This window comes from Colwellia sp. KS18-150, from assembly GCF_057551365.1.
Genome location: NZ_BAAJMC010000005.1, coordinates 30,194 through 50,272, shown reverse-complemented (window position 1 = coordinate 50,272; position 20,079 = coordinate 30,194). Strand labels below are relative to the sequence as shown.

Below are 20,079 nucleotides of genomic sequence, written 5' to 3'. Positions count from 1 at the left end.
GTATTCCTAGTTGCATTAACCATTTAAGGTTTGCGTATATAATTCGTTAAAATCTGAGTCTGTAACCGTGCCTGGGAGTAAGGCATTCAAACTGAGGTTACGTTTTTTATTTAATAATCTGTTTAGGTTAGCGTCGAATGAATGTTCACCGTACTTAGGGTGTATAGCCATCGGAATATAGACGTATACAGGTTTTTCTTGGCCTATACGAAATGCACGGTCAGTGCTCTGGTCTTCTACGGCTGGGTTCCACCATCTTGTAAGATGAATAACATGGTTTGCTGCTGTTATAGTTAAACCGACACCACCTGCTTTAGGTGAAAGTAACATAACGTCAAATTGGCCTATTTCACCTTTTTGAAATTCGTCTACATACTTTTTACGCGTATTACCATCTACTTGTCCATTGATCCGGAATGGCCTCTTATCGAGTTGGTATCGTTGTTGTAAATAACCTGACAGGTATTCTTGAACGTCAATCGTTTCGCAAAAAACAAGTGCCTTTTCACCCTTGTTTTTTATCTCATCGAGTATTTTTATAAGCGAGGTTAATCTTGCTGAACGCTTAATGACACCATCATTAATACCCGAGCCATCAAACTCTTCGGCTACTAATGACGCTTTTCTAATTTTTTGGATAAATTTAAGAACTGCACCAGCATTGCCTTTTTCTAGTTGCACTTCCTTTACAATATTCTCATATTCCTGTGCTTGAAGTTCAGGCATGATCATTGGTACTTCTTTAATAATTTTTTCAGGAAGCCCGTCAATATGGTCTACTTTCATCCTGCGAAGCATTAAAGGTGGCACGCTTCGCTCGACAAGTAATTCTTTTAAACGCTGCGCTTCCAAAGGATCTGCTTCAGCTGGTTTAGCATATTCACTATGAAAGCGGCTTAAAGAGCCAAAAAGCCCTGGCTGTGCAGTATCAACAATACACCAAAGGTCTGCCAACTCGTTTTCAACTGGCGTACCGGTTAGCATCAACGTGAAGTCTGACGATAGTGATTTTGCCATTTCAGTTACACGCGAAACAGGGTTCTTAATTTTCTGCGCTTCATCGAATATGGTAATACCCCAATCTATCGAGAGAAAATATTTGATCTTATCTCTTAATGTTTCATAAGTGGTTAACACCCAATCAGCACTGGTTAATTGTTCATTTCTTTCTACAACATTTAAGTCTTTTAATTTTCGGATACTTGGCCCGTACGCTTCGAATAACTCTCCAACGCCTGGATTATGTAAATGTATTGATGCTTCATCACGCCAGTTTTTTAAAAGGCCAGAAGGAGCAACAATTAAAAAAGGCTTATTAGGATAATCATTGGTGTCCATTAACTGCTTAACACCAGCCATGAACGTTAAAGATTGTATGGTTTTACCTAAACCCATATCATCGGCCAATAACGCACCTATTGAGCCTGATTGCCAATGGTTAGCTAACCAAGCCAAACCAAATTTTTGATGCTCGTACAAACTTGTTGTTTTAAGGCGCTGTGGTATTAGTGGCAAAAGTGGTCTTGGTGTTTTCTTTATTACTTCAAATTCAACATCTTCTATATTGTCTTTTAAAATAGGCGCTTCAACTGCTAATGCAAAATCTGGTTTGTCACCTTTATCTTCAAAAGGTTTTAGCATTTTTATCAGAAGGTTTTTTACTTCTAACGTGACTGGAACAGTTTGGTTTTTAAAGGTGATGTTTTCTAATTCATCGTCCAATGCTACTTTAATTAACTCTAGAAGCTGTTTCATTTCTTCTACTGTGAAGTTAACCATCATATCTTCTATAGGGAAGAATAAGCGCATTTCGTCATCCGGCACCCAATCTCCATCACGCTTGACAACATAAGCGCATAGTTTGGGTTCCCAAACCCCTATTTGCTCAATTCTTTGGCTCACAAACTCAGGTGTTTCTACAAAGATGGCTTCTAATTCTTCGGGAGTTTCATCAAGAGATAGTGACTCGTTAATGTATTGATGCGGGTTCGCCACAAAGGCTAATCGCTCTTCAGAAGGCTTTTGTTGAAACTCTTTAACGACACTTAGCACTTTACTAACGCGTTCTGGTAAAACTACGTATGTGCCATTACCAATTGCATAATTGCTTTTAGCGCTGTTCCATTTTTTAAATTGTTGTTCAAATTCCTTTTGTTTTACTTTTGGTACTGCATATTCAACATCAGACTGACTTTGAACATCCCATGACTTCTCAGAAGATGGCTTTATCAATAAAGGGTTGAAAGCACCGTGTTCTCTTATATCCAGTGTTAACCTATCGGCTCGACAAATAGTAATTGTACTTAGCTGTCCATCTACTATTGAATCTTCAGGCAATAATTCTTGAACCTCACCCCACCGAACAAATCGCTCATCCAAATCGTTAGCAGGAACTAAGTTAAAATAATCTATTTGCTTTATTATGCTGTAAATGGGATCAAGAATGAGTTGTTGTTCCGCACCAAGTTTAAGAACGGCACCATCTATCTTTGCGCCAAGATAAGGTCTTCCTTCAGGGCGAAGTAATCGATAGTTTAATTTAAATCCAGGGCGACTTATAAGGCCTTCTGCACTTATCTTTAACTTTGTATGGCTAACAGATGGTAGGCTGAGTTGTTTAGTTTCAATTTCTGTTAATGTTGCAATAAATCTATCTGAACATACCACCTTATCATCTAAAAATTTGGGGCGGTGATCAGAGTCACACTCTCGAAATAAAGCGTCAGCAATGACAACACTATCACCGTTAGTTAATTGGTATCGACCCCAGCTACTCGGCTCTAATTTTTTTTCATTAAACTCGACAGAAAACTCAAATCCCTCTGAAGTTCTAGACCAATGTAGATTAGCTTTATTAGTCATTCATATAATCCTTTGCCAAAACTCTAAGTCCAGTTAAATCGCGTATATGCGTTGATAGTCTTTCTTGCCAGCCGCCTGTTTCATTACCATGGTGTGCTCCGGTATGGTCACAATTAGCGATAACATCATCTCGGTTATAATGTTTTTCATAAAATGCGGGTGCATATTGAGTTGAGTTCCAAACGCGATAACGACCTGAATGACTCCACTCTGTTAAAATTAAATCACCAATTTTCATTATTAAAACACTGTGTCTTGAATCTCCTCCTGATAGAGAAGAGTAGTTGTGTTTTCCTTTAATAAAGTTAGGTGCTTGTTCATACGCTCTATGACCAAGTGCGAACCATGCTTCTTCGATGTATCCTTTTTTCAAATATGCATTCCAAAAGCGTTTACGATAACGCCAGTGCCTATCGGAATCCGACTGCGTATCAGCTACATGACTTAGTAAGTTAAAGAAATCTTCCATGGTTTTTTCAACTAACCAGCTTTGGAAAACTCTTCTTGCCTCATCACTAACGCCATGCCAGCCTGATAGTTCAACCCTCGGGTCGCCATAATGCGTCAGGAAAAATGTTTTTAAAGCATCCTTAACAACAGGCTGTATTTGGATCTGATGTAAAGAGGTAAGAATAGAATCCGCTGTTTCTATTCTATATTCAGGGTAACGAAGTTTGTCATCTAGCTCAGAAAACTCGATCAAATTCGATATTAAGCTCATCTTTTGATTGAATGAACTCGAAGTTATATTTTCTTTAAAGTTGCTTAGGTAATTACTTAAGAAAGTTAACGTGAACTTACTGCTACTGAGCCCTTCTAATAGTCCTCTGTTTTTAAGTTCTAAGCCAATTTTACCAGTGCGAATCACACTCTGTATCAACGCTGAATGGGCATTTGTATCGAGTGTATTCCTACGAAGTATTTCAACAGATAGTCTTGCTATTTTTTTGTTTTTGCTATTGTTAAATAATGACTTAATATGGTTTTGAATGTCATTTATATACTTTTCTTTATAAGGGTAAGACACTAAGTAAGCGTTATAAAAAGCCATGATAAATCGGTAATTATCAACTTCGTTTGTGAGGTTTTTATAAAAGTTCATAAAACGCCACCGCTTTATAAGTGGTTTATCCTCATCAAAGTGATCAAACAAAACCCAAGGTGAATGATTTATATCGTAACGAGATAATGATGAAACATTTTTGGTTTCAAACGCCAACTTCAAGCGGGTATAGATTTGTTGAAGTGAACTTTTGGATGGTACTTGAATATCACTATCGATAGTTACTTTTGTAATGTCGTTACTTGCTTTAACTAGTAATGACTCTCTAAGTGCTGGAGGCTTGTTCCAACTTTCTATTTCAAGTGATTGAAGTGCAGATTTAGCAAACATTAATTCACACCTTCCGCATTAATGTTTTTCTGAACATCAGTCAATGAAGGTGGTGTCATGATAAACCGTAAATCAATACGTCTATTAGTAGGATCAGATTTTGGATATGAATAACTGTGACCAGCTACAGGTCTACCTTCTCCATAACCACTTACGGAGAAAATGGGCTGCATATTAACGTTAACAATTTGGTTTAACACCGTATTAGGAATAAGTACACGATACGCCGTAATTGCTCGGCTTGCAGATAAGTCCCAGTTATCTTTATATTTGTATGATTTCATCGGAACATTATCTGTATGTCCCTCAACAAAGATTGAGTCTATTTTACCTTGGAACTCTTCAAAACCTTCACAGTCATGATGTGTAGGAGGATTTGCGGCGTAACAAGGTATCACTGCATCTAAAACTTTGCCTATTATTTTTAAATTCAATTCATTTTGTTCATCTAAAGAAGCACTGGCTGTTTCAAATTGGACAGCATTTTCAGTTAGCCTTAAAACGCCGTGTTCAGCATCTACTTCAACAATGATATTTTCAGCTTCTAATTTTTGCTTCAATAATAAAAGCAATTCACTTCTTGTTTCATCAAGGTTTGTAAACCTTTTAACGATTTCCGTTTGTGTGCGTGTAACTTCCTTTTGCTTTTGAATAGCATCTTGAAAGTTAATAATAAAAGCGACCAAGGTTATGATGAATATAAATAGCAAACCAGACATCATATCACTTACAGAAATGAGGTATCCGGCACCTTCGTCTTCTAACAGATCATGTTGGCTCATCAGTTATTCCCTTATTGAACAGTGGCTTTTTTGCCACTGCTTGTCGCTGATGATATTTGTTTCATAAAATCACTACTATGCTGCTCTAAACTATCACCTAATGATTCAATTGAGTCACTAATTTCTTTAGAAGCAAATGCGAGCTCTTTAACAACCTTTGCAGCATGCTTATCTAATTCAATTAAATACTCATTGGTTGAGCGAGCGTACTGGGACATACCATCATTGAGGTTGTTAAACATATTCCCTAAAGATTCATCTACAGTAGTAAATCTATCTTGGTAATCTTTCCAGTTTTGTTTGATCTGGTCTTGAGTATCAGAAATTAATACGTGTGTTTGTTCAATATTCTTTGCTGTATTTGAGAACTGCTCTGCGATGTTGTTAGTTTGTGAAATCAATTCACTTTGTTTATCAACTGTTGTGTTAGCATTTTCCAAAACGTCATTGCTTTTCTCTATTACATTGCCTGCTGTAAATACAGTCTCTTTAATTCTTTCGTGAAGTTCACCATTGCTTTCGTTCAGCCCTTTTTGAGCTGTTACGGCATTCCCTAATTCACCTGATAAGTCATTGATTTTATTTGAAGCGTTTTCTGCAACATTCGTCATTTCAGTCATAATAAAGGTTGCTGTTTCATTCATTGCCTTATGACCATCAGATAACGCAATGAGTTGTTCTTCTAATTTCGCACTAATAGTCTTTATCGTTTCAGCAAGTGATTGCATTTCTACACCGGCAGCTCCTGATATAGAAGCAGCAAATTCTTCCATTACTTTTTCAATGGTTTCATCGTTAGCTGATTTTTGGTTTTCTGTTAATTCGTTAATTGCTTCAACTAAAGGCTCTGCAACTTGCTCTTGCATTACTTGCCCCATTGTTACAGCTAAGTCATTAGCAAATGTTTCTAACGCAAATGACTGTTTTTTAGATTCTTGGAGAACTTTGTTTGAAAGACGCTCAGCAGAAAAATACTCTACACGTTCATCTATTTCAGCAACAAAATCCTGGCATAACCTATCAAACTCATGAATTTTATTTTTCTCTGCTTTTGAAAAAAGCATTGATGATGATAAGCCTGCTATTGAGGTTAGGAATGCAAGTGAAGCACCAGATAATAAGACATTCAATGCTTTTTTAGCCTCATCTATATTATCTGCACTAAGGCCAGGAGAGGCGATATAAATACCGGCTACTAATCCGATAAAGGTTCCGACAATACCAATGCCTGTAAGGATATTCGGTAATGCGTTGAACCAACGCATATTAACTTTGGACCAAAGGATATATCGCTGATTAAAGTACGTTGAAGTGTGATGTGTATTAAGGATCTTTTCATCTTCATTATCTGGTTCAAAATCAACATAAGGTATTAAAAGAGTTTCGTTAAATTCTCTCCAACTATCACTTAAATATTTTGTTTTAGACATTGATTCATTAAATGTTGAATCATAAAAAGCACAAAATTCTGATTTCGAGTGCCCAGATTTTTTGAGAGTTTCGTTGATATTTTTAAACTCATCAATAATCGGATTTACTTTTTTTGAAAACTTTCGGTATTGAAAGAAAGCGAAAAATATTATTCCTAATAAAGCTGTAATAACAGTCTCTGTTTCAATAAATAACGATGCTAAAAATTCCATTTTTTCTACCTTTTTTTTAAATACTATAACCAGGTGCAATAGCGAGGTTTTCCGCACCGTATAATGTTTGATTGTTTTGTAAATAAAGCTGATATTCAGGGCCTGAAAGTGAAGCACTTTCAGAACAATCCACGTTCCAACGTCTTAGTAAATAACCTGCCATAGCTGCACGCACGTTAACTTCTAATATTCCTTTTTCCATACCAAAATCTAACTTAATCGCTGTTGGGTGCTTAACGTTATTTGGGTGTGGAATAATTTGTAATGGCACCATACGCATCCACTGATGATCTTCTAACTTATCTTCTTCAGGTGATGGTGTCTGTGCTTGAATTGTAACTTTGGTAATGCGAGTTAAAACGAAGTCTCTGAATGACTTTGATTTACGATCATACGCTCTTAAATGCCAACGTAAGCCATTATCAACTATTGAATGAGGCACTAACTCTCTTGCACCCGAACCGCTGCTTAAAGACGTGTATATAACGCTAATAGGCTTATGGTTGATAATCGCTTGAGATAGCTTAGCGATAATATCAATATCAGGTACGTTTAACGGGCTTGGTGATTCAATAGGGAATGAAGTATCTCCAATTGAATCAAAACCATCACTTATGTTATTCGCTAACTTAATAAGCGTGCGGCGAGCATCATGTTTAAATATGGGCTGGAATTGCGTTGTGATGAAGTATTTTTTTTCTACGTTGTCATACGCCATATTCTCAGGCGCATTGTCTTTATAGAACTTCAAATCTCTGGTTGCTGCTGCAAGGCCTAATTCGAAATGACTGACTATTTCACTGCGAGTAACCATCCCAGTAAAATAGAGCTTAAAGTCGATATAAGCTAAGCGCTGCTTCTGTGCAAAACTGAATTCGTCCATTCGATAAATCTGATTCTATTGACATTTTCTAATTGAGTTGAAATAGTATGTCTCATTATGAGTTAGACAGCAAATAGATTTTATGCTTTAGTGTTGATACAGATCATCACTATTTAAAAGCTTAAATTTATGTCTCATCAAAACACCAAACCCTCCCTAGAAAAACATACTACTTTAACTGAACTAGAGCATTTAAAAACTGAGCATTTTGATATTTATCAGGAGCTGATGAAGCAGTTTAAATTTGAAGATCGGGTGTGCTATGAATGGCTAACTAAACCTAAACCTTTTCTAAAAGGTAAGTCACCGTTTGAGCAGCTTAAAATTAATGCTGATGAAGTGATGGATATGCTCGTTCGCATGAGAACGGGTGACTTTTCATAAGGGGTAAGCGATAGTGAATATTCTATTTTTATGCACCGCAAACATACAACGCAGCAAAACTGCTGAAGAAGTATTTCGCGCTGCCAATAAAAATCACCAATACAAATCAGCTGGTTTAAGTTATAAATACGTGCAGAAAGCTAACTCGACATTTTGTACCGAAGAGTTGCTGCAATGGGCGGATCGAATTTATGTGTTTGAACAGCAACATATTGAACGCATTCAAAAGCACACTGGTGATGTTTATTTACCTAAAATAAGCAACTTAAACATTCCAGATAATTATCAGTATTTTCAGCGTGAACTTGTTTTGCTTTTACTAGAACGAGTTAAGTTATCAAATTATGAGCAGACTCCAAGCATAAACCATACTATAGCTTTCGATTTAGGGGCCAACCTTCTTGAAAAGTGGGGTTGTACTACTGCCCAGAAATTAGCAATTTTAGGAATAGCTAAAGCTGACTTTACTCGCTATCAAAAGGGCTCAAGCGTTGTATATTTAAATACTGAGCAACTCCAACGTATCAGTTATTTAACTAATATTCACCAGAGCCTTAAAGAAGTTTTTTCTAATTCAGATAACCTGTATGGCTTTATGAACATGAAAAACAATAATTCATATTTTAATGGCAGAACTCCGCTATCGATCATAGCTACGGGTAAAGTTGACGATTTTTCTGATGTATTTAAGCGTATTGGTAGCATGGCATTTAGATAACGAAAGAGAATCTATCGAGAAATACCTCTTATGTTTTTAACAGTTCTAGCAGGTAGCTGTTTCGTTTGTGCGAATTGCTTTGTTGCTCGACTATACGCTTAAAATCATCAGCACTTCCAACAATGTGAACTTCATTCTCAGCTCTCGTGATTGCTGTATATAGCCATGCTCGATCAACAATGCGCCCTTTCTTTAAAGCTATAATTATTCGAGGGAACTGTGAACCTTGCGCCTTATGAAGGGTAATTGCGTAGCCTAGTTCCATACTGTCTAATATAGGCTGATCAATTTCTATTACTTCTCCTGTATCAAGTGTTACTTCCCCATATTTATCGGATGTTGACTCAACACTAGTTAGAATGCCAAGAGAGCCGTTTTGAACCTCCTTGTTGTAATTGTTTTGAGTAAAAAGTATTGCATCATTTACTCGTAAATTTTGATAAAAAAATTCTCCATGCATTTCAAACTTGAGCAGGCTACCCGTATGATTTAGCGTTGCTTGAGTTAGTTTATTAATCTCTGAAACTAGCTGCTTTGTTGGAGCTATGATACGACTATTTCCTGGTGATTTCTGATATAGATTACAGCATTCTTGGGCGATATCGTTCTTATTCACTTCATGAAAAAAAATAGCGCCAGTTGAAAGATTTTTAGGTGTCTTACCTTGATTAACCAAGTTGGAATACTCTGGAATTCCTGAGCTTCCTTCTTGTCGTTTCACAATATCAAGTTTTGTATTGGCAATTTTTTCAGACTGAATAATATCAGCCAATACTTTACCGCACCCAATTGGAGGTAGTTGATCTGGATCGCCAGTAAAGATGATGTGAACTGAAGGCGCAATATGATTAACTAATCGATACATTGTTGGCAAATCAATCATGCTAGCTTCATCAATCACTAAAAGGTGTTTTGGTTTATCCGATGATGGCTCTATAGTGGCATTACGAAGTAGCTTGGCAATGGTTGAGGTAAAAAAGCCAATTGATTCATGTAAACGTTTCGCAGCTCTACCGCTAAGAGCTACTGCATGAATTACGTAGCCTCTGTGATGATAAGCTTTGAGAACAGTTCTGAGTACCGTTGTTTTACCAGTACCTGCACCACCTGTAATACAACTTACTGCATTGCCTAGGCACGTAGTAACAGCTACTGTTTGCTTTTTCGTAAGTTCATAAGGTAACTCTTGCACAGCTACTTGGTAGGCAGTATCTACTAATCTGTCATAAAGATTATTTTTACTTGCCAGTTTTATTAACCTTTTTACAACTACATTTTCCATTATCAATTGTGCAGTAGGGTGATATGAACCAGTTTTAGGGCTAAGAATGTATTGGGCCTTATCGTGGCCAGCTTTAAAAGCTTCGGCAACCAAAGTTTTGTCTTTCAATAGTTTAGTTAGATAGGGCTTTAATATTGCCTGTTCAGTATAAGTATGTCCTTTTTCAATTTCTTTTCTAATCGCAGCTTCTAGTGCAGCGCTAAGCCTACGGTGATCATTATTTGATATGTTAAATAGATCGCTTCTCGCCAATTTATCTATGTCAGTAAATGGCATCCCAAAACCAACCAACAAGTACGGATTTAATTTGATGGACTTTATACTCTTTTCACCGTGGTGTTTTAATAAGCGTTGCTGAATATTAGCTGGAATTTTTTGCTTGCTCATCCAATTGCAATGTTTAAGGTTTTTGTACGTTTGATACCCCTCGTATATAGCATTTATTGAATCAGCACTGAGAATTGATAATAAGCTCTCTCTGTTGGTCTCACAATCATCACGAAGGATGCTAAAGAGTTTACTACCAAAGTTATCCCACAAGGCTCTAGCTTTGCTTTCTCCAATGCCCTTAAATTGTTTTTCTTTGGCAATAAATTGAATAAACTGCTCTCCAGTTTCGGGTAGCTGGCACTCAATAAAGTCTGGTGATTCATAGGTGTGCTGTTCCATGAGGTAATCACCAGTTTCAATCTCATCTATGTCTCTAGTACCCGAAACAAGCCAGTGTTGACCTATTGATGGCTCTATTGGTAAATCTACAGGATTTATCTTTATGGAAACATAATATTTTCCGCTGTTAACTTTATATGAGTTTTTTGCCAGTGGCACGCCACTGAATATGATCCATTTTGATGTTTTAAAGTGGATACTGGTAATACGAAATCGTTCTTTATGTATAAAAGTATTCACCGAGGCATTAGTCCCATTTCATAAAGTGTTTCTGAAAGTTCACCATACCGTTTTAGTTGGTTTTCAAGCTCATTTACTTTGGCTTTTAACTCTATATTTTCTGACTCTAAAGTGGATAAACGTTTTGAATTTAATTGCTTTAGGTTTGCGGTATTGTCATATTGCTTTGGTTTTTCAGGACTGTTTTTGACAGGTTGTTTCAGCGGTGGTAAAACACCTTTTTCTCTTAGGCTTTCTTCCAAAAGAGCAAGGGCTTTTTTTAGAGCGGGGTTCTGAGTAAGCGCAGATTTTCCACACCCCACAGCATTAGCAACTTTACCTCGGTTTAACTTATCTTCAAAAATTATTTGCTTGAAATCATCGTCAGATTGCGTTGCTTGCCATACTTGAAAAGCTTTTAGATTATGTAGTGCCCTTTGTCGCCCATTTGCCATGATTTTTCGTTTTAATCCTTAATAATCTTTAGGTTATGACTTTTTAAAAGAACCCGTAACTGAGCATTTTTCTTTTGAAGATCTACAACTGTATTCTCCAATTCTGCATTTTTTTCAGCGAGCGCTTTTTTATCACTGTAAATTTTGTTATTTAAAAGCTCTGTTATAATGAGTCCTAAATTTTTATCTCTTTCGTTTTTCAATTCCTTCTTCACTTTAGTTAGCTCTGAATTTAATTCCTTTTTTGTTAACTGGGTTACTTTTGATCTTCTTGGTTTTAACTTCCATAACCTTTCGAGCTCAGTATTTAGACCAATTGTTAGCTTATAGAGCTCTGGGGTTCTTCTCTTTGTTAAGTAACTTTTGTCAACTTGAGCAATGCTTGCAACTCTTGAAAGAATAATTTTTCGTTCATTAATTTTTAGATCAATTTTTAGTTCTATTTTATTTGCTATTTCTTGATAATTTTCAAGCAAAACCTTTAAACTCAAAGACTGCTTTTCAGTTGCTCTAGATTGCCAGTCAATTAAGCTAGCTCTAAGTTCGTCTTCAATGAAGTCTGGAAAAATATCCGCTTCTTCGTTGTCTTCACTTTTAGAAATGAAATTATCTAACTTAAATTTACTCATAATCTAACTCTTCAAGATCAATTTCTAACTCTTCCAACATATATTCGCAAATTGAAACTATATTGGTTGAGGCTTCTTTAACTATAGGGTTGCTTATATTTTCTAATAGATTTTGATGATGAACACCAATCCTGACAATCTCATCAGCGCTAGAGTCCGAAGATAAATGATGTATGTCTGTTATATCTACTTCTTCTTTGAGCCATGAGACCGAATACCCAAACTCGTGACCTTCCAATATCATCGACTCTATTGCTTGATCAGCAATATACTCACCAACTTCATCAATAGATTTAAAAACATGATCTTCATTAACTCTCTCTTTTATTCGCTTGACAACTGCTGCATAAAACTCTGGATCATCTGAACTAACTTGATTTGCTAACTCTATAAAATAATCGGATTCAGCTGCACATATAATTTCATCATCTAACTTATTTTTAACATATGACTTAATGAAATTTGACGCGTAAGAGTGACCAAAGTGTCTACGAATTGACTCTTTAACATTTCCTTTAAATCGATAGAGTGCTATAGCGGCAAAAATGTGACGCAAAGCATGGGGGGAGCTAGTTTCGGCTATTCCATCAATATCTACATTAACTACTGCCCAGCTTTCATAAACTCTTGCTACTCTTTTAGCTGTAGTTTCAGTGGTTGGTGAATGGCGTTTTTTTATCTTGGGCGTTTTTTGAATTGATGGAAAATGCGTTGAACTAAAAGGTGATACATCTTTGGTTGGCGATAAATAGCTTATATTTGCTGCAACTGTAATGGCCTGATAGGCTGTTTTGCTACATGAGCGTTTTCTACCCATTCCAAAATCATTCTTCTTTAACCTACTATAGAAGTAGGCTTCATCATGTTTTATTTCTATCCCCATAAACCTTACTGAGTTTACTTCAGAAATTCGAACCCCTGATAAAATTGTAAAAACCACAAGACATGCGCTTTTAATTTTTTCACCTTCATCTGTAAACATGCCCGGGCGAAAGTTAATCACACTATTTTCATTATCCATAAACCCATGTTTAATGAACAAATTAGCTAATCGATTAATATTAGAGTCTTTACGAGTTTTAGAGTTGCTTGCTACTTTTTTTATAGCATCTAGGAATGAACTCGTGAATTTACCTGGTCGAGTAAATTCATGAACAGGAACACCATATTTAGAACGTTGAAACTCAAAATATTCAACCAAAAAGTTAGCTGTGGGCGATTCCATAATTTCCAGCATATCATTTAGAAAAAGCAATGCTACATCTATGAACAAATTATGCCATGTCCCTCTTGTAAGCCATTCGTTAAAACATACTCCCTTGCTTTCGACGTATACTTTTAGAAAGCAATCAGTAATTTTGTTTTTAGGAAAATTACACGTGATTGCATCAGTGATTTGACCTTGGCGGGAAAACCCCTTAATTTGCTTCAGTAAAGAAATTACTTGCTCTACAGTGCCTCCAGTCCAAAGTTCGCCATTGTCTTTAGTTGCAATATCTTGAACGATTAGTCCAAAGTCGTTTAGCGATAAACTTTCAAATAAAGTATCATGGCCAAATATCTTAGCTTTACTATTAAGTATTTTCTTAAGAGCTGTGACCCTATTTTTAATAGTTTTTGTTCGACCATATAGAGGACCACTAACTTTCATACTTGCATTGTGAAGTGCCCTTAATACCTCTTTAAATGTTATCTCTACGTGTTTTGGGTAGTTCAAGCTATCCCAATTTAAAATAGTTTCTTGTAAATTGTAGGAGTCAATAAACTTCCAAATCCTGCATTCCATGGTGTTAATATCAGCAAAACTGTCTTCTGGCAGTAAATCTTCGTCTTTAATATTGTTGACCAGAATTACGTTCATGTAATAACTCCTTATTAACCGGTAGCTTTAATGACTTGGCTATTTTTTCACCTTCTTTAACCGTCTTACTATGAAACCCCTCCAAAAGAGAATTCAGGTAAATTAAATGGGTATTAGCAACTTTTAATTTTGAAGAGTTTTCTTCTAACCGATTGCGAATACTTTCAATATGCATTTTTGTCTTTATGATAAGCGCAGCACATAAGGGGTGATCTATTATTATTTTATCGTTAAAGTTTCGAAGCTCATCAAATAGACTTACACCCAATCGATTATTCTTAGCAACATTTATCATTTCAGCTAACTCAGAAGATCCACTTAGATTTTTTGTCGTGGGTTTAGACAGGCCTAACTTTTCCATGACCCTAGAGCGGTGATAATTAGGTTCATCTTGTTTTAGCTGGCCCATTTTTTTTGCTAATTGGTATAACTCGTTCCCAACTCTACTACCGAAATTATGGATATCAGCATCTGTTTTTTGTGATATGTCAGATCGATCTAGGTACACTTTCTTATGAGTTTGGTGAGTATGTGCCGATGATTCCGCCGACACATGTTCGTCATCCGTTTCCTCATCTTCCAAAATAGCTCTTGTTTGAGCAATCAAATCCATATTAATTGACTTATAATCACCAAAGCTGGCCTTACCTGTTTTTTCATTTTTCAACTTAAAATAAGCGGTTCCTGATTCGGTTGATTCCTCCAAGATCGACAAGAATGGCTCAGAGTTAGCAACGTTTTCTTTACAATACTTATTCAGTTGGGTTCCTTTTAGCCCGAGAGCGCAAAGCGGTAATGCTGTGGTTTGAGACAATGTACTTAATGGACGATTGTATAGCACATTACTTTTGGTGGGCATTACAAAACCAGGCCTTTCTCGAACTTTGAATATCGCTTCAGATTGTGTTCGTAGGTAGTGTAGATGTTCATAAACATCAAAGAGTAAATCCTCATCCTTAACGTAAATAGGAGTGAAAAATTCTGTATCTTTGCTTCTTGCTTTAGGAAATTTGATTTGTAATCTTGTTGGACAACCTGACTTATCACTACCATCAAATAAAAACCCTTCTTTAAACGTTAATCTATCAAACCCCGATGACTGGACTCGATCTGAGGCAGCTAGCCAGCTTATTGCTCTTCGTTCTGATAAAGAGCTTGTAAACATAAAGCCCACAGGAAAAACGGATTGCCTCATGCCATTAAACTTCTTTTCAGGAAAAATAACTGAATTGTATCTAGGGCGAACAAAGTTTGTTCTATCAATATCATTTGTGGCATGTTTAAGGCTATTATTGCTAGTAAACATAGCCTCCAACTCACTCTTTACTTGTGCTGGAGTATAGCGTTCACCTTCTGTATATCTTCTTGCAAATTCTCTTTGAGACATCAGAAGCATTTCATTCAATATTGGATCTTTTAAATTCAACATTGCCCTTAAATAATATCCATTGACCCTATTGGCAATAGAATTTCCAAGCCCTCCTGAGTGAGTCATTTTCATTACATTATTATGCCATACGCTTTTATCATCATCGCATTCATGAAAAATTATCTCTGCCAAACCTTTGTTTTGTTCAAAAAATTTAGTTCTTACCTCTTTCATATACAGGCAAAACCATGCCAATACATGCCTAAGAGATTCAATGATTTCAGTATCTGTAAAGTTAGATTGAAACACTAACTTTAACGTTGGTTTTGGTTGGGATTCAGACTTACTAAATTCTGGAATATCCTGATAGATACTTTCAAGGTTTTCTCCGCTTTTTTGCAAAGCAGATTTATTATCATAAGCGTATCTTAGAGCACATTTAATATGTGAAATATCTCTTATTGTTGCGGCCCTTGAACGGTCTAGTGTTTTGCTAGAGTAATATAAATAATGAACGGAAATGACTTTATCATCATCAGTATTCGCCCCTTCATGTTGTTCAAAGAAGCTAATTAAGCGCGTCAAGGTTGCTGCGTATTGCTTTTGACTTGAAGAAGACAAATGAATAAAGTCAGATGAACCAGAAAATAAACAATATGCCTGAAGCACCACATTTCCCACTAAGGTAGAAGGTATTGCTATTCTTTTAGTTTCGCTTGAGTCATTAACTAAAGACTCAGTAATATAGACAAACTCTTCAGTCCTTTGTATTAACGCAACTTTGTCTGCTTTACTAATTTCGTCTTCAAGTGAAAATTCCAATATCTACCCCTTAAGTAGTTGTTTTTTTATTTTTGAATATGCTCTTTTTTTTGACTGACAATTTTTTTATTAACGAATGTCTACTGTTCAACACAGCTTCAAAGAAAATATATAAAAAGGTGGTTGCCTTGTCTTCGTGTCCCATCCTGTCAGGCAAAATTGTCCATGGGTCATAGCCATTTTTATGGCATTCGATAACACAATTAGTTGCGTAGGTATGTCTAAGAGAATGAAACCCTCTAGATATAAATATTGATTGTAGAGAGGTTAATGCGGCTTTTGAGAACACACCGGAGGCAAACTTTTTATTTAACTGGCTCCCATTTTCAGCACAAATCAATATATTGCCAGGTGTATTTTTTCTTCTACCATCTATAAATGACTTTATTTTGTTTTTAAGCTCAGGTGGGATAAGAACTGTACGGAGCTTTTCACCTTTACCAATAACCTTAATTTTATCGACTACATCACCTGTTTTTTTGTCGATGAGCTTTGTAAGAGTTAAGTTTCTATTATCAACAACTTCTCTTGCTCTCAACCCCATGTGATATCCTATATTCAAAATAAGCTCATCTCTTTCATTAATGTAGTCATTATCTGAACTTACATAGCTAAGTAAATCATCAAACTGTTCTCTGGTTAGATAATGCTCTATAAGTTTTATTTTTTTTCTTACATTAGATTTAATTTTGTAGCCGGTATCATTATCTGTAATACGATAGATAAATTTCTTGGGTTCTATAACAAAGCCGTTGTTATGTATGTGTTCAAAGAATTTAGATAAGCAAGCTATATGACCATTAATAGAAGTTATTTCTAGGTCTAAGTGGTTATTTAGAAATTTATTCAGATAAAGGTCTATATGTTGCTGATCGACATCAACAAAAGACAAACCGGCATCATCAATTACTTTTAAAAAAGTATCTAATCGGTAAGCGTAATTAGAGATTGTCTCTTGAGAGTAACCATTAACAGAAAGATCGGCTAAAAATAAGGTAGGTGCGATTCTAAGATCGCCTTTATTATCCAGCAGAGCAAACGACTTGAAGTCTACCTCGCTGTATTGAATTTTTGAAACTTCTATAACCGACATATAAAAACTTATAAAACATTGCTTTTGTTGACAACATAGTAGATGTAATAAAGAACGTCAACAAAACACTCAAAAAAGTAAACATCCCATAATCTGTCCAATCTTCAAAGGTGGCTACTCTGAACAGCGTTAGCATTGAAATGGATACATCCCCCCAAAGCACGTCATTAATTTGATGGAAGAACATACTGCCGATAGCAGCGTAAATATAAAAAATGACAAACATTAGCAAAGCTATATAGCCCATACGGGGAATAGCTTTCAATAATGCATTAATCAATAAACGTAATTCAGGTACCATAGAAACCAAACGCAGTACCCTAAAGACCCGTAACAAACGAGCTAACAATACTCCTGAGCCGCCTGCGGGGATCAAACTACCGATCACAATGACGGTATCAAATATATTCCAACCACTGTGAAAGAATTTTTTCTTATTCGGATAAGCTAAATATCTGATGATGATTTCAATCACAAAAAATATGGTAATCGCAAAATCCAACATTGCTAATATTGCAACGATTTTAGGTGATAAATTATGTGTTTTAGCACCAATTAATAAAGCCGAAAGTAAAATAACAGCAATAATAATGCCCTGAAAAATTTTACTTGAATCAATCTTTTTTAAGCGTCTTTGCGCACGAAATACAAAACTGGCCATAGTTAACTCCTTAAGCTCGATTTAGCGCAGCATCGCTAACATAAGGGTTTGTTTCTCGCTCTTGGCCTAATGTGCCCATGGGGCCATGACCAGGGATAAAACGAACATCATCTCCCAAAGAAAATAAATTATTACGTATAGAGTTAATTAACGTTGCATGATCGCCGCGTGGGAAGTCCGTTCTACCAATAGAGCCGCAAAAAAGCACGTCTCCCACTTGCGCAAGTTTTGAATCGCGATGAAAGAAAATAATATGACCTGGCGTATGACCCGGGCAAAAATAGACTTCTAAATCCACATTACCAAAAGAAACACTGTCTCCTTGTTGTAAAAACCGTGTTGGAGTGAATTTTTTAGCATAACCAAAAGCACCGCCAAATCGTTGCTTTTGCTCTTCAATCAGATCAATCCAGAATTGATCTTCTTTGTGAGGCCCTTCGATAGGTACATTATAATGAGTCGCTAATGTATGTGTTGCACCAGCATGATCGATATGAGCATGGGTAATGAGTATTTTTTCTAAAGTAAGTTTGTTCTCTTCAATTGCAGCAATTATTTTGTCTAAATCGCCCCCTGGGTCTACTACCGCGGCTTGTTTTGTTTCATCACACCAGAACAAAGTGCAATTTTGCTCAAAGGGGGTTACAGGAATAATTTTATAATGCAGCTTACTCATTAGGCTAGACGCTCATACATAGTTAGTTCTCAGGAAAGGCTAAATTGTAGCAAAAATAACTCAACGGATAGAAGTACAACTTGCGAAAAGATCATATTTTGACTATTAATAAGTTCTTAACGGATGCTAGCTTCACAAGAAATGGACGTGATAAATTAAATGATATATACGCCAGTAAACTCAAAGTTACTCAGTAGAGTCATTGTGTTTTTTACACTGTGTGCTTGTTTAATGACGCCATTTACCTGGGCGCATGAAGATAAAAAAAACGCAGTAAAAAACCAACTTGACGTCATTAATTATTGTGTAGACCCAAGCTGGCAGCCATACGAAGGGTTAGAAAATAATAAGCATGTGGGCTTATCAAGTGACTATCTAGATTACTTTGCCAACTATACAGGCATGAAGCTGAAACTGATTCAAACCAGCAGTTGGCTAGAAACACTTGAGCTGTTAAAAAATGGTACTTGCCATTTAACGCCTATGCTTAATGAGAGTGAAAAACGCAAACATTATTTAAGTTTCAGTGAAACCTACTTTACCGCGCCCAATGTTTTAGTTTCATTAAGGGATCAACCTTTTCTTCAAGATTTAGCTCATGTAGAAAATCGTAGCGTTGCCATCGTTAAAGGTTATAGGCTAATCGATTACATTCAAGAATACTTTCCCAATATTGAGTTAACCTTCGTTGAAAATGAGCAAGAAGGCTTGAACCTTGTAGCTTCTCACCAAGTCGATCTCTTTATTGGCTCTATGCTTTCGGTGCACAGTAATATCATTCAAGAAGGGTTGAGCCAACTTAAAATAGCCGGCTGGGCTGGCCCTGAAGACAGATTAAAACTCGCGGTGATTAAATCAAAGCAAGCACTAATTCCTGACATAAATAAAGCCATTGCCAGCATTGCCGAAAGCAGACGTTTAGAGATTTACCGAAAATGGCATAATATTGAATTGGTCGAAACAGTTGATTACGATCTTTGGTGGAAAAGTATAGCCGTGGCAACAGTGCTATTTTTTGCCGTGATGATTTGGAATCGTGCGATTTACCGTTACAGCCAAGAATTAAAAGAGAAAAATGCTAGTTTAAACCAACTAAAAGTCGAGTTAGAACTTGCTAATAAAAAGCTCAAGTTTTCCGCAAATCATGACCCCTTAACTCAGCTTTACAATCGCCAGTATTTTAACGAAAAACTCTCCCAAGAGCATCGTCAGCATAAAGAAGGGGTGACTTTAATTATTATAGATATTGATTATTTCAAAGCGATTAATGATAAATACGGGCACATCGCCGGTGATCAAATTTTAATGGTGTTATCGAAAATTTTAACTAAACAATTACGAGAATCAGATTTATTAGCACGCTGGGGAGGAGAAGAATTTGTAATTGTTTCCAAGCAGTCAAACCTCGATAGTGCCCAGCATTTATGCTCTCGGATAAAAAAAGCCATTAACGATTATACTTTCCCTTATTGTAAAAAACTCTCTTGTAGTTTTGGTATAGCAGAGCATCAGAGTAAGGAAAATATACTCGATTGTTTTGAGCGTGCTGACCAAGCCCTATATCAAGCAAAGAAACAAGGAAGAAATCAAATTTGTTGTGCGCAAACCTAACGGCTGTATAAGTTATAAATAACAGTGATACTGCTTTTACACTTCCCTAACTCTCCATTACTCGTTA

16 protein-coding genes are annotated in these 20,079 nt (G+C 36.2%); 3 read left to right on the top strand and 13 right to left on the bottom strand.

Going from position 1 to position 20,079, the window contains the following annotated elements; all coding sequences use genetic code 11:
- Positions 1-15: 15 nt before the first annotated feature.
- The 5 genes from AC27IF_RS09020 to AC27IF_RS09000 are packed head-to-tail and all read right to left on the bottom strand — an operon-like array spanning position 16 to position 7,563.
- The gene (locus tag AC27IF_RS09020) at positions 16-2,862 is read right to left on the bottom strand and encodes a DEAD/DEAH box helicase (RefSeq protein ID WP_487053803.1); all 2,847 of its coding nucleotides are present in this window, start codon (positions 2,860-2,862) and stop codon (positions 16-18) included.
- Positions 2,855-4,255 carry an EH signature domain-containing protein gene (locus AC27IF_RS09015; protein ID WP_487053802.1) on the bottom strand — a complete coding sequence of 467 codons (1,401 nt, stop codon included), beginning with the start codon at positions 4,253-4,255 and terminating at the stop codon, positions 2,855-2,857. Before AC27IF_RS09015 ends, AC27IF_RS09020 begins: the two co-directional genes overlap by 8 nt.
- The gene (locus AC27IF_RS09010) at positions 4,255-5,037 is read right to left on the bottom strand and encodes an OmpA/MotB family protein (RefSeq protein WP_487053800.1); all 783 of its coding nucleotides are present in this window, start codon (positions 5,035-5,037) and stop codon (positions 4,255-4,257) included. Before AC27IF_RS09010 ends, AC27IF_RS09015 begins: the two co-directional genes overlap by 1 nt.
- Before the next feature lie 11 nt (positions 5,038-5,048).
- The gene (locus AC27IF_RS09005) at positions 5,049-6,680 is read right to left on the bottom strand and encodes a hypothetical protein (RefSeq protein WP_487053799.1); all 1,632 of its coding nucleotides are present in this window, start codon (positions 6,678-6,680) and stop codon (positions 5,049-5,051) included.
- 16 nt (positions 6,681-6,696) lie between these two features.
- Complete coding sequence (locus tag AC27IF_RS09000) at positions 6,697-7,563, bottom strand: WYL domain-containing protein (RefSeq protein WP_487053798.1); 867 nt, start codon at positions 7,561-7,563, stop codon at positions 6,697-6,699.
- 129 nt (positions 7,564-7,692) lie between these two features.
- On the opposite strand from AC27IF_RS09000, the gene AC27IF_RS08995 reads away from it, so the two are divergent.
- Both AC27IF_RS08995 and AC27IF_RS08990 read left to right on the top strand, forming a co-directional pair.
- Positions 7,693-7,947: an antitoxin Xre/MbcA/ParS toxin-binding domain-containing protein gene (locus AC27IF_RS08995; protein ID WP_487053796.1), complete on the top strand. Its 255-nt coding sequence runs from the start codon at positions 7,693-7,695 to the stop codon at positions 7,945-7,947.
- A gap of 13 nt (positions 7,948-7,960) precedes the next feature.
- Complete coding sequence (locus tag AC27IF_RS08990) at positions 7,961-8,665, top strand: hypothetical protein (RefSeq protein WP_487053795.1); 705 nt, start codon at positions 7,961-7,963, stop codon at positions 8,663-8,665.
- 28 nt (positions 8,666-8,693) lie between these two features.
- Here the strand turns inward: AC27IF_RS08990 and AC27IF_RS08985 are convergent, their stop codons facing one another.
- From AC27IF_RS08985 to AC27IF_RS08950, 8 genes are read right to left on the bottom strand one after another with little or no spacing between them, the layout of a single operon-like run.
- Complete coding sequence (locus tag AC27IF_RS08985) at positions 8,694-10,856, bottom strand: AAA family ATPase (protein WP_487053793.1); 2,163 nt, start codon at positions 10,854-10,856, stop codon at positions 8,694-8,696.
- A complete protein-coding gene (locus tag AC27IF_RS08980) occupies positions 10,853-11,290 on the bottom strand; it encodes a VPA1267 family protein (RefSeq protein WP_487053791.1) in 438 nt (145 codons plus the stop codon). The genes AC27IF_RS08985 and AC27IF_RS08980 overlap by 4 nt, the downstream gene beginning before the upstream one ends.
- An 11-nt stretch (positions 11,291-11,301) precedes the next feature.
- Complete coding sequence (locus AC27IF_RS08975; protein WP_487053790.1) at positions 11,302-11,919, bottom strand: hypothetical protein; 618 nt, start codon at positions 11,917-11,919, stop codon at positions 11,302-11,304.
- The gene (locus tag AC27IF_RS08970) at positions 11,912-13,780 is read right to left on the bottom strand and encodes a hypothetical protein (RefSeq protein ID WP_487053788.1); all 1,869 of its coding nucleotides are present in this window, start codon (positions 13,778-13,780) and stop codon (positions 11,912-11,914) included. Before AC27IF_RS08970 ends, AC27IF_RS08975 begins: the two co-directional genes overlap by 8 nt.
- Positions 13,752-15,971, bottom strand: coding sequence for a hypothetical protein (locus AC27IF_RS08965; RefSeq protein WP_487053787.1), 2,220 nt, complete (start codon positions 15,969-15,971; stop codon positions 13,752-13,754). The genes AC27IF_RS08970 and AC27IF_RS08965 overlap by 29 nt, the downstream gene beginning before the upstream one ends.
- Positions 15,972-15,981: 10 nt before the next feature.
- Positions 15,982-17,064 (bottom strand): tyrosine-type recombinase/integrase, encoded by a 1,083-nt coding sequence (locus tag AC27IF_RS08960; RefSeq protein WP_487053785.1) that lies wholly within the window; start codon positions 17,062-17,064, stop codon positions 15,982-15,984.
- Entirely contained in the window at positions 16,994-17,725 is a 732-nt protein-coding gene (locus AC27IF_RS08955) for an ion transporter (protein WP_487053783.1), read from the bottom strand. Before AC27IF_RS08955 ends, AC27IF_RS08960 begins: the two co-directional genes overlap by 71 nt.
- Positions 17,726-17,735: 10 nt before the next feature.
- Complete coding sequence (locus tag AC27IF_RS08950; protein WP_487053782.1) at positions 17,736-18,401, bottom strand: MBL fold metallo-hydrolase; 666 nt, start codon at positions 18,399-18,401, stop codon at positions 17,736-17,738.
- 231 nt (positions 18,402-18,632) lie between these two features.
- Here AC27IF_RS08950 and AC27IF_RS08945 point away from each other — a divergent pair, with 231 nt between their 5' ends.
- Positions 18,633-20,012 carry a diguanylate cyclase domain-containing protein gene (locus tag AC27IF_RS08945; RefSeq protein WP_487053781.1) on the top strand — a complete coding sequence of 460 codons (1,380 nt, stop codon included), beginning with the start codon at positions 18,633-18,635 and terminating at the stop codon, positions 20,010-20,012.
- Positions 20,013-20,079 lie beyond the last annotated feature (67 nt).

Coding starts and splice junctions, on each gene's coding strand:
- AC27IF_RS08955 (WP_487053783.1), bottom strand. CDS start 17,725: ATGGCCAGTTTTGTATTTCGTGCGCAAAGACGCTTAAAAAAGATTGAT.
- AC27IF_RS09020 (WP_487053803.1), bottom strand. CDS start 2,862: ATGACTAATAAAGCTAATCTACATTGGTCTAGAACTTCAGAGGGATTT.
- AC27IF_RS09000 (WP_487053798.1), bottom strand. CDS start 7,563: ATGGACGAATTCAGTTTTGCACAGAAGCAGCGCTTAGCTTATATCGAC.
- AC27IF_RS09015 (WP_487053802.1), bottom strand. CDS start 4,255: ATGTTTGCTAAATCTGCACTTCAATCACTTGAAATAGAAAGTTGGAAC.
- AC27IF_RS08960 (WP_487053785.1), bottom strand. CDS start 17,064: ATGTCGGTTATAGAAGTTTCAAAAATTCAATACAGCGAGGTAGACTTC.
- AC27IF_RS08970 (WP_487053788.1), bottom strand. CDS start 13,780: ATGAACGTAATTCTGGTCAACAATATTAAAGACGAAGATTTACTGCCA.
- AC27IF_RS08995 (WP_487053796.1), top strand. CDS start 7,693: ATGTCTCATCAAAACACCAAACCCTCCCTAGAAAAACATACTACTTTA.
- AC27IF_RS08975 (WP_487053790.1), bottom strand. CDS start 11,919: ATGAGTAAATTTAAGTTAGATAATTTCATTTCTAAAAGTGAAGACAAC.
- AC27IF_RS09005 (WP_487053799.1), bottom strand. CDS start 6,680: ATGGAATTTTTAGCATCGTTATTTATTGAAACAGAGACTGTTATTACA.
- AC27IF_RS09010 (WP_487053800.1), bottom strand. CDS start 5,037: ATGAGCCAACATGATCTGTTAGAAGACGAAGGTGCCGGATACCTCATT.
- AC27IF_RS08980 (WP_487053791.1), bottom strand. CDS start 11,290: ATGGCAAATGGGCGACAAAGGGCACTACATAATCTAAAAGCTTTTCAA.
- AC27IF_RS08945 (WP_487053781.1), top strand. CDS start 18,633: ATGACGCCATTTACCTGGGCGCATGAAGATAAAAAAAACGCAGTAAAA.
- AC27IF_RS08950 (WP_487053782.1), bottom strand. CDS start 18,401: ATGAGTAAGCTGCATTATAAAATTATTCCTGTAACCCCCTTTGAGCAA.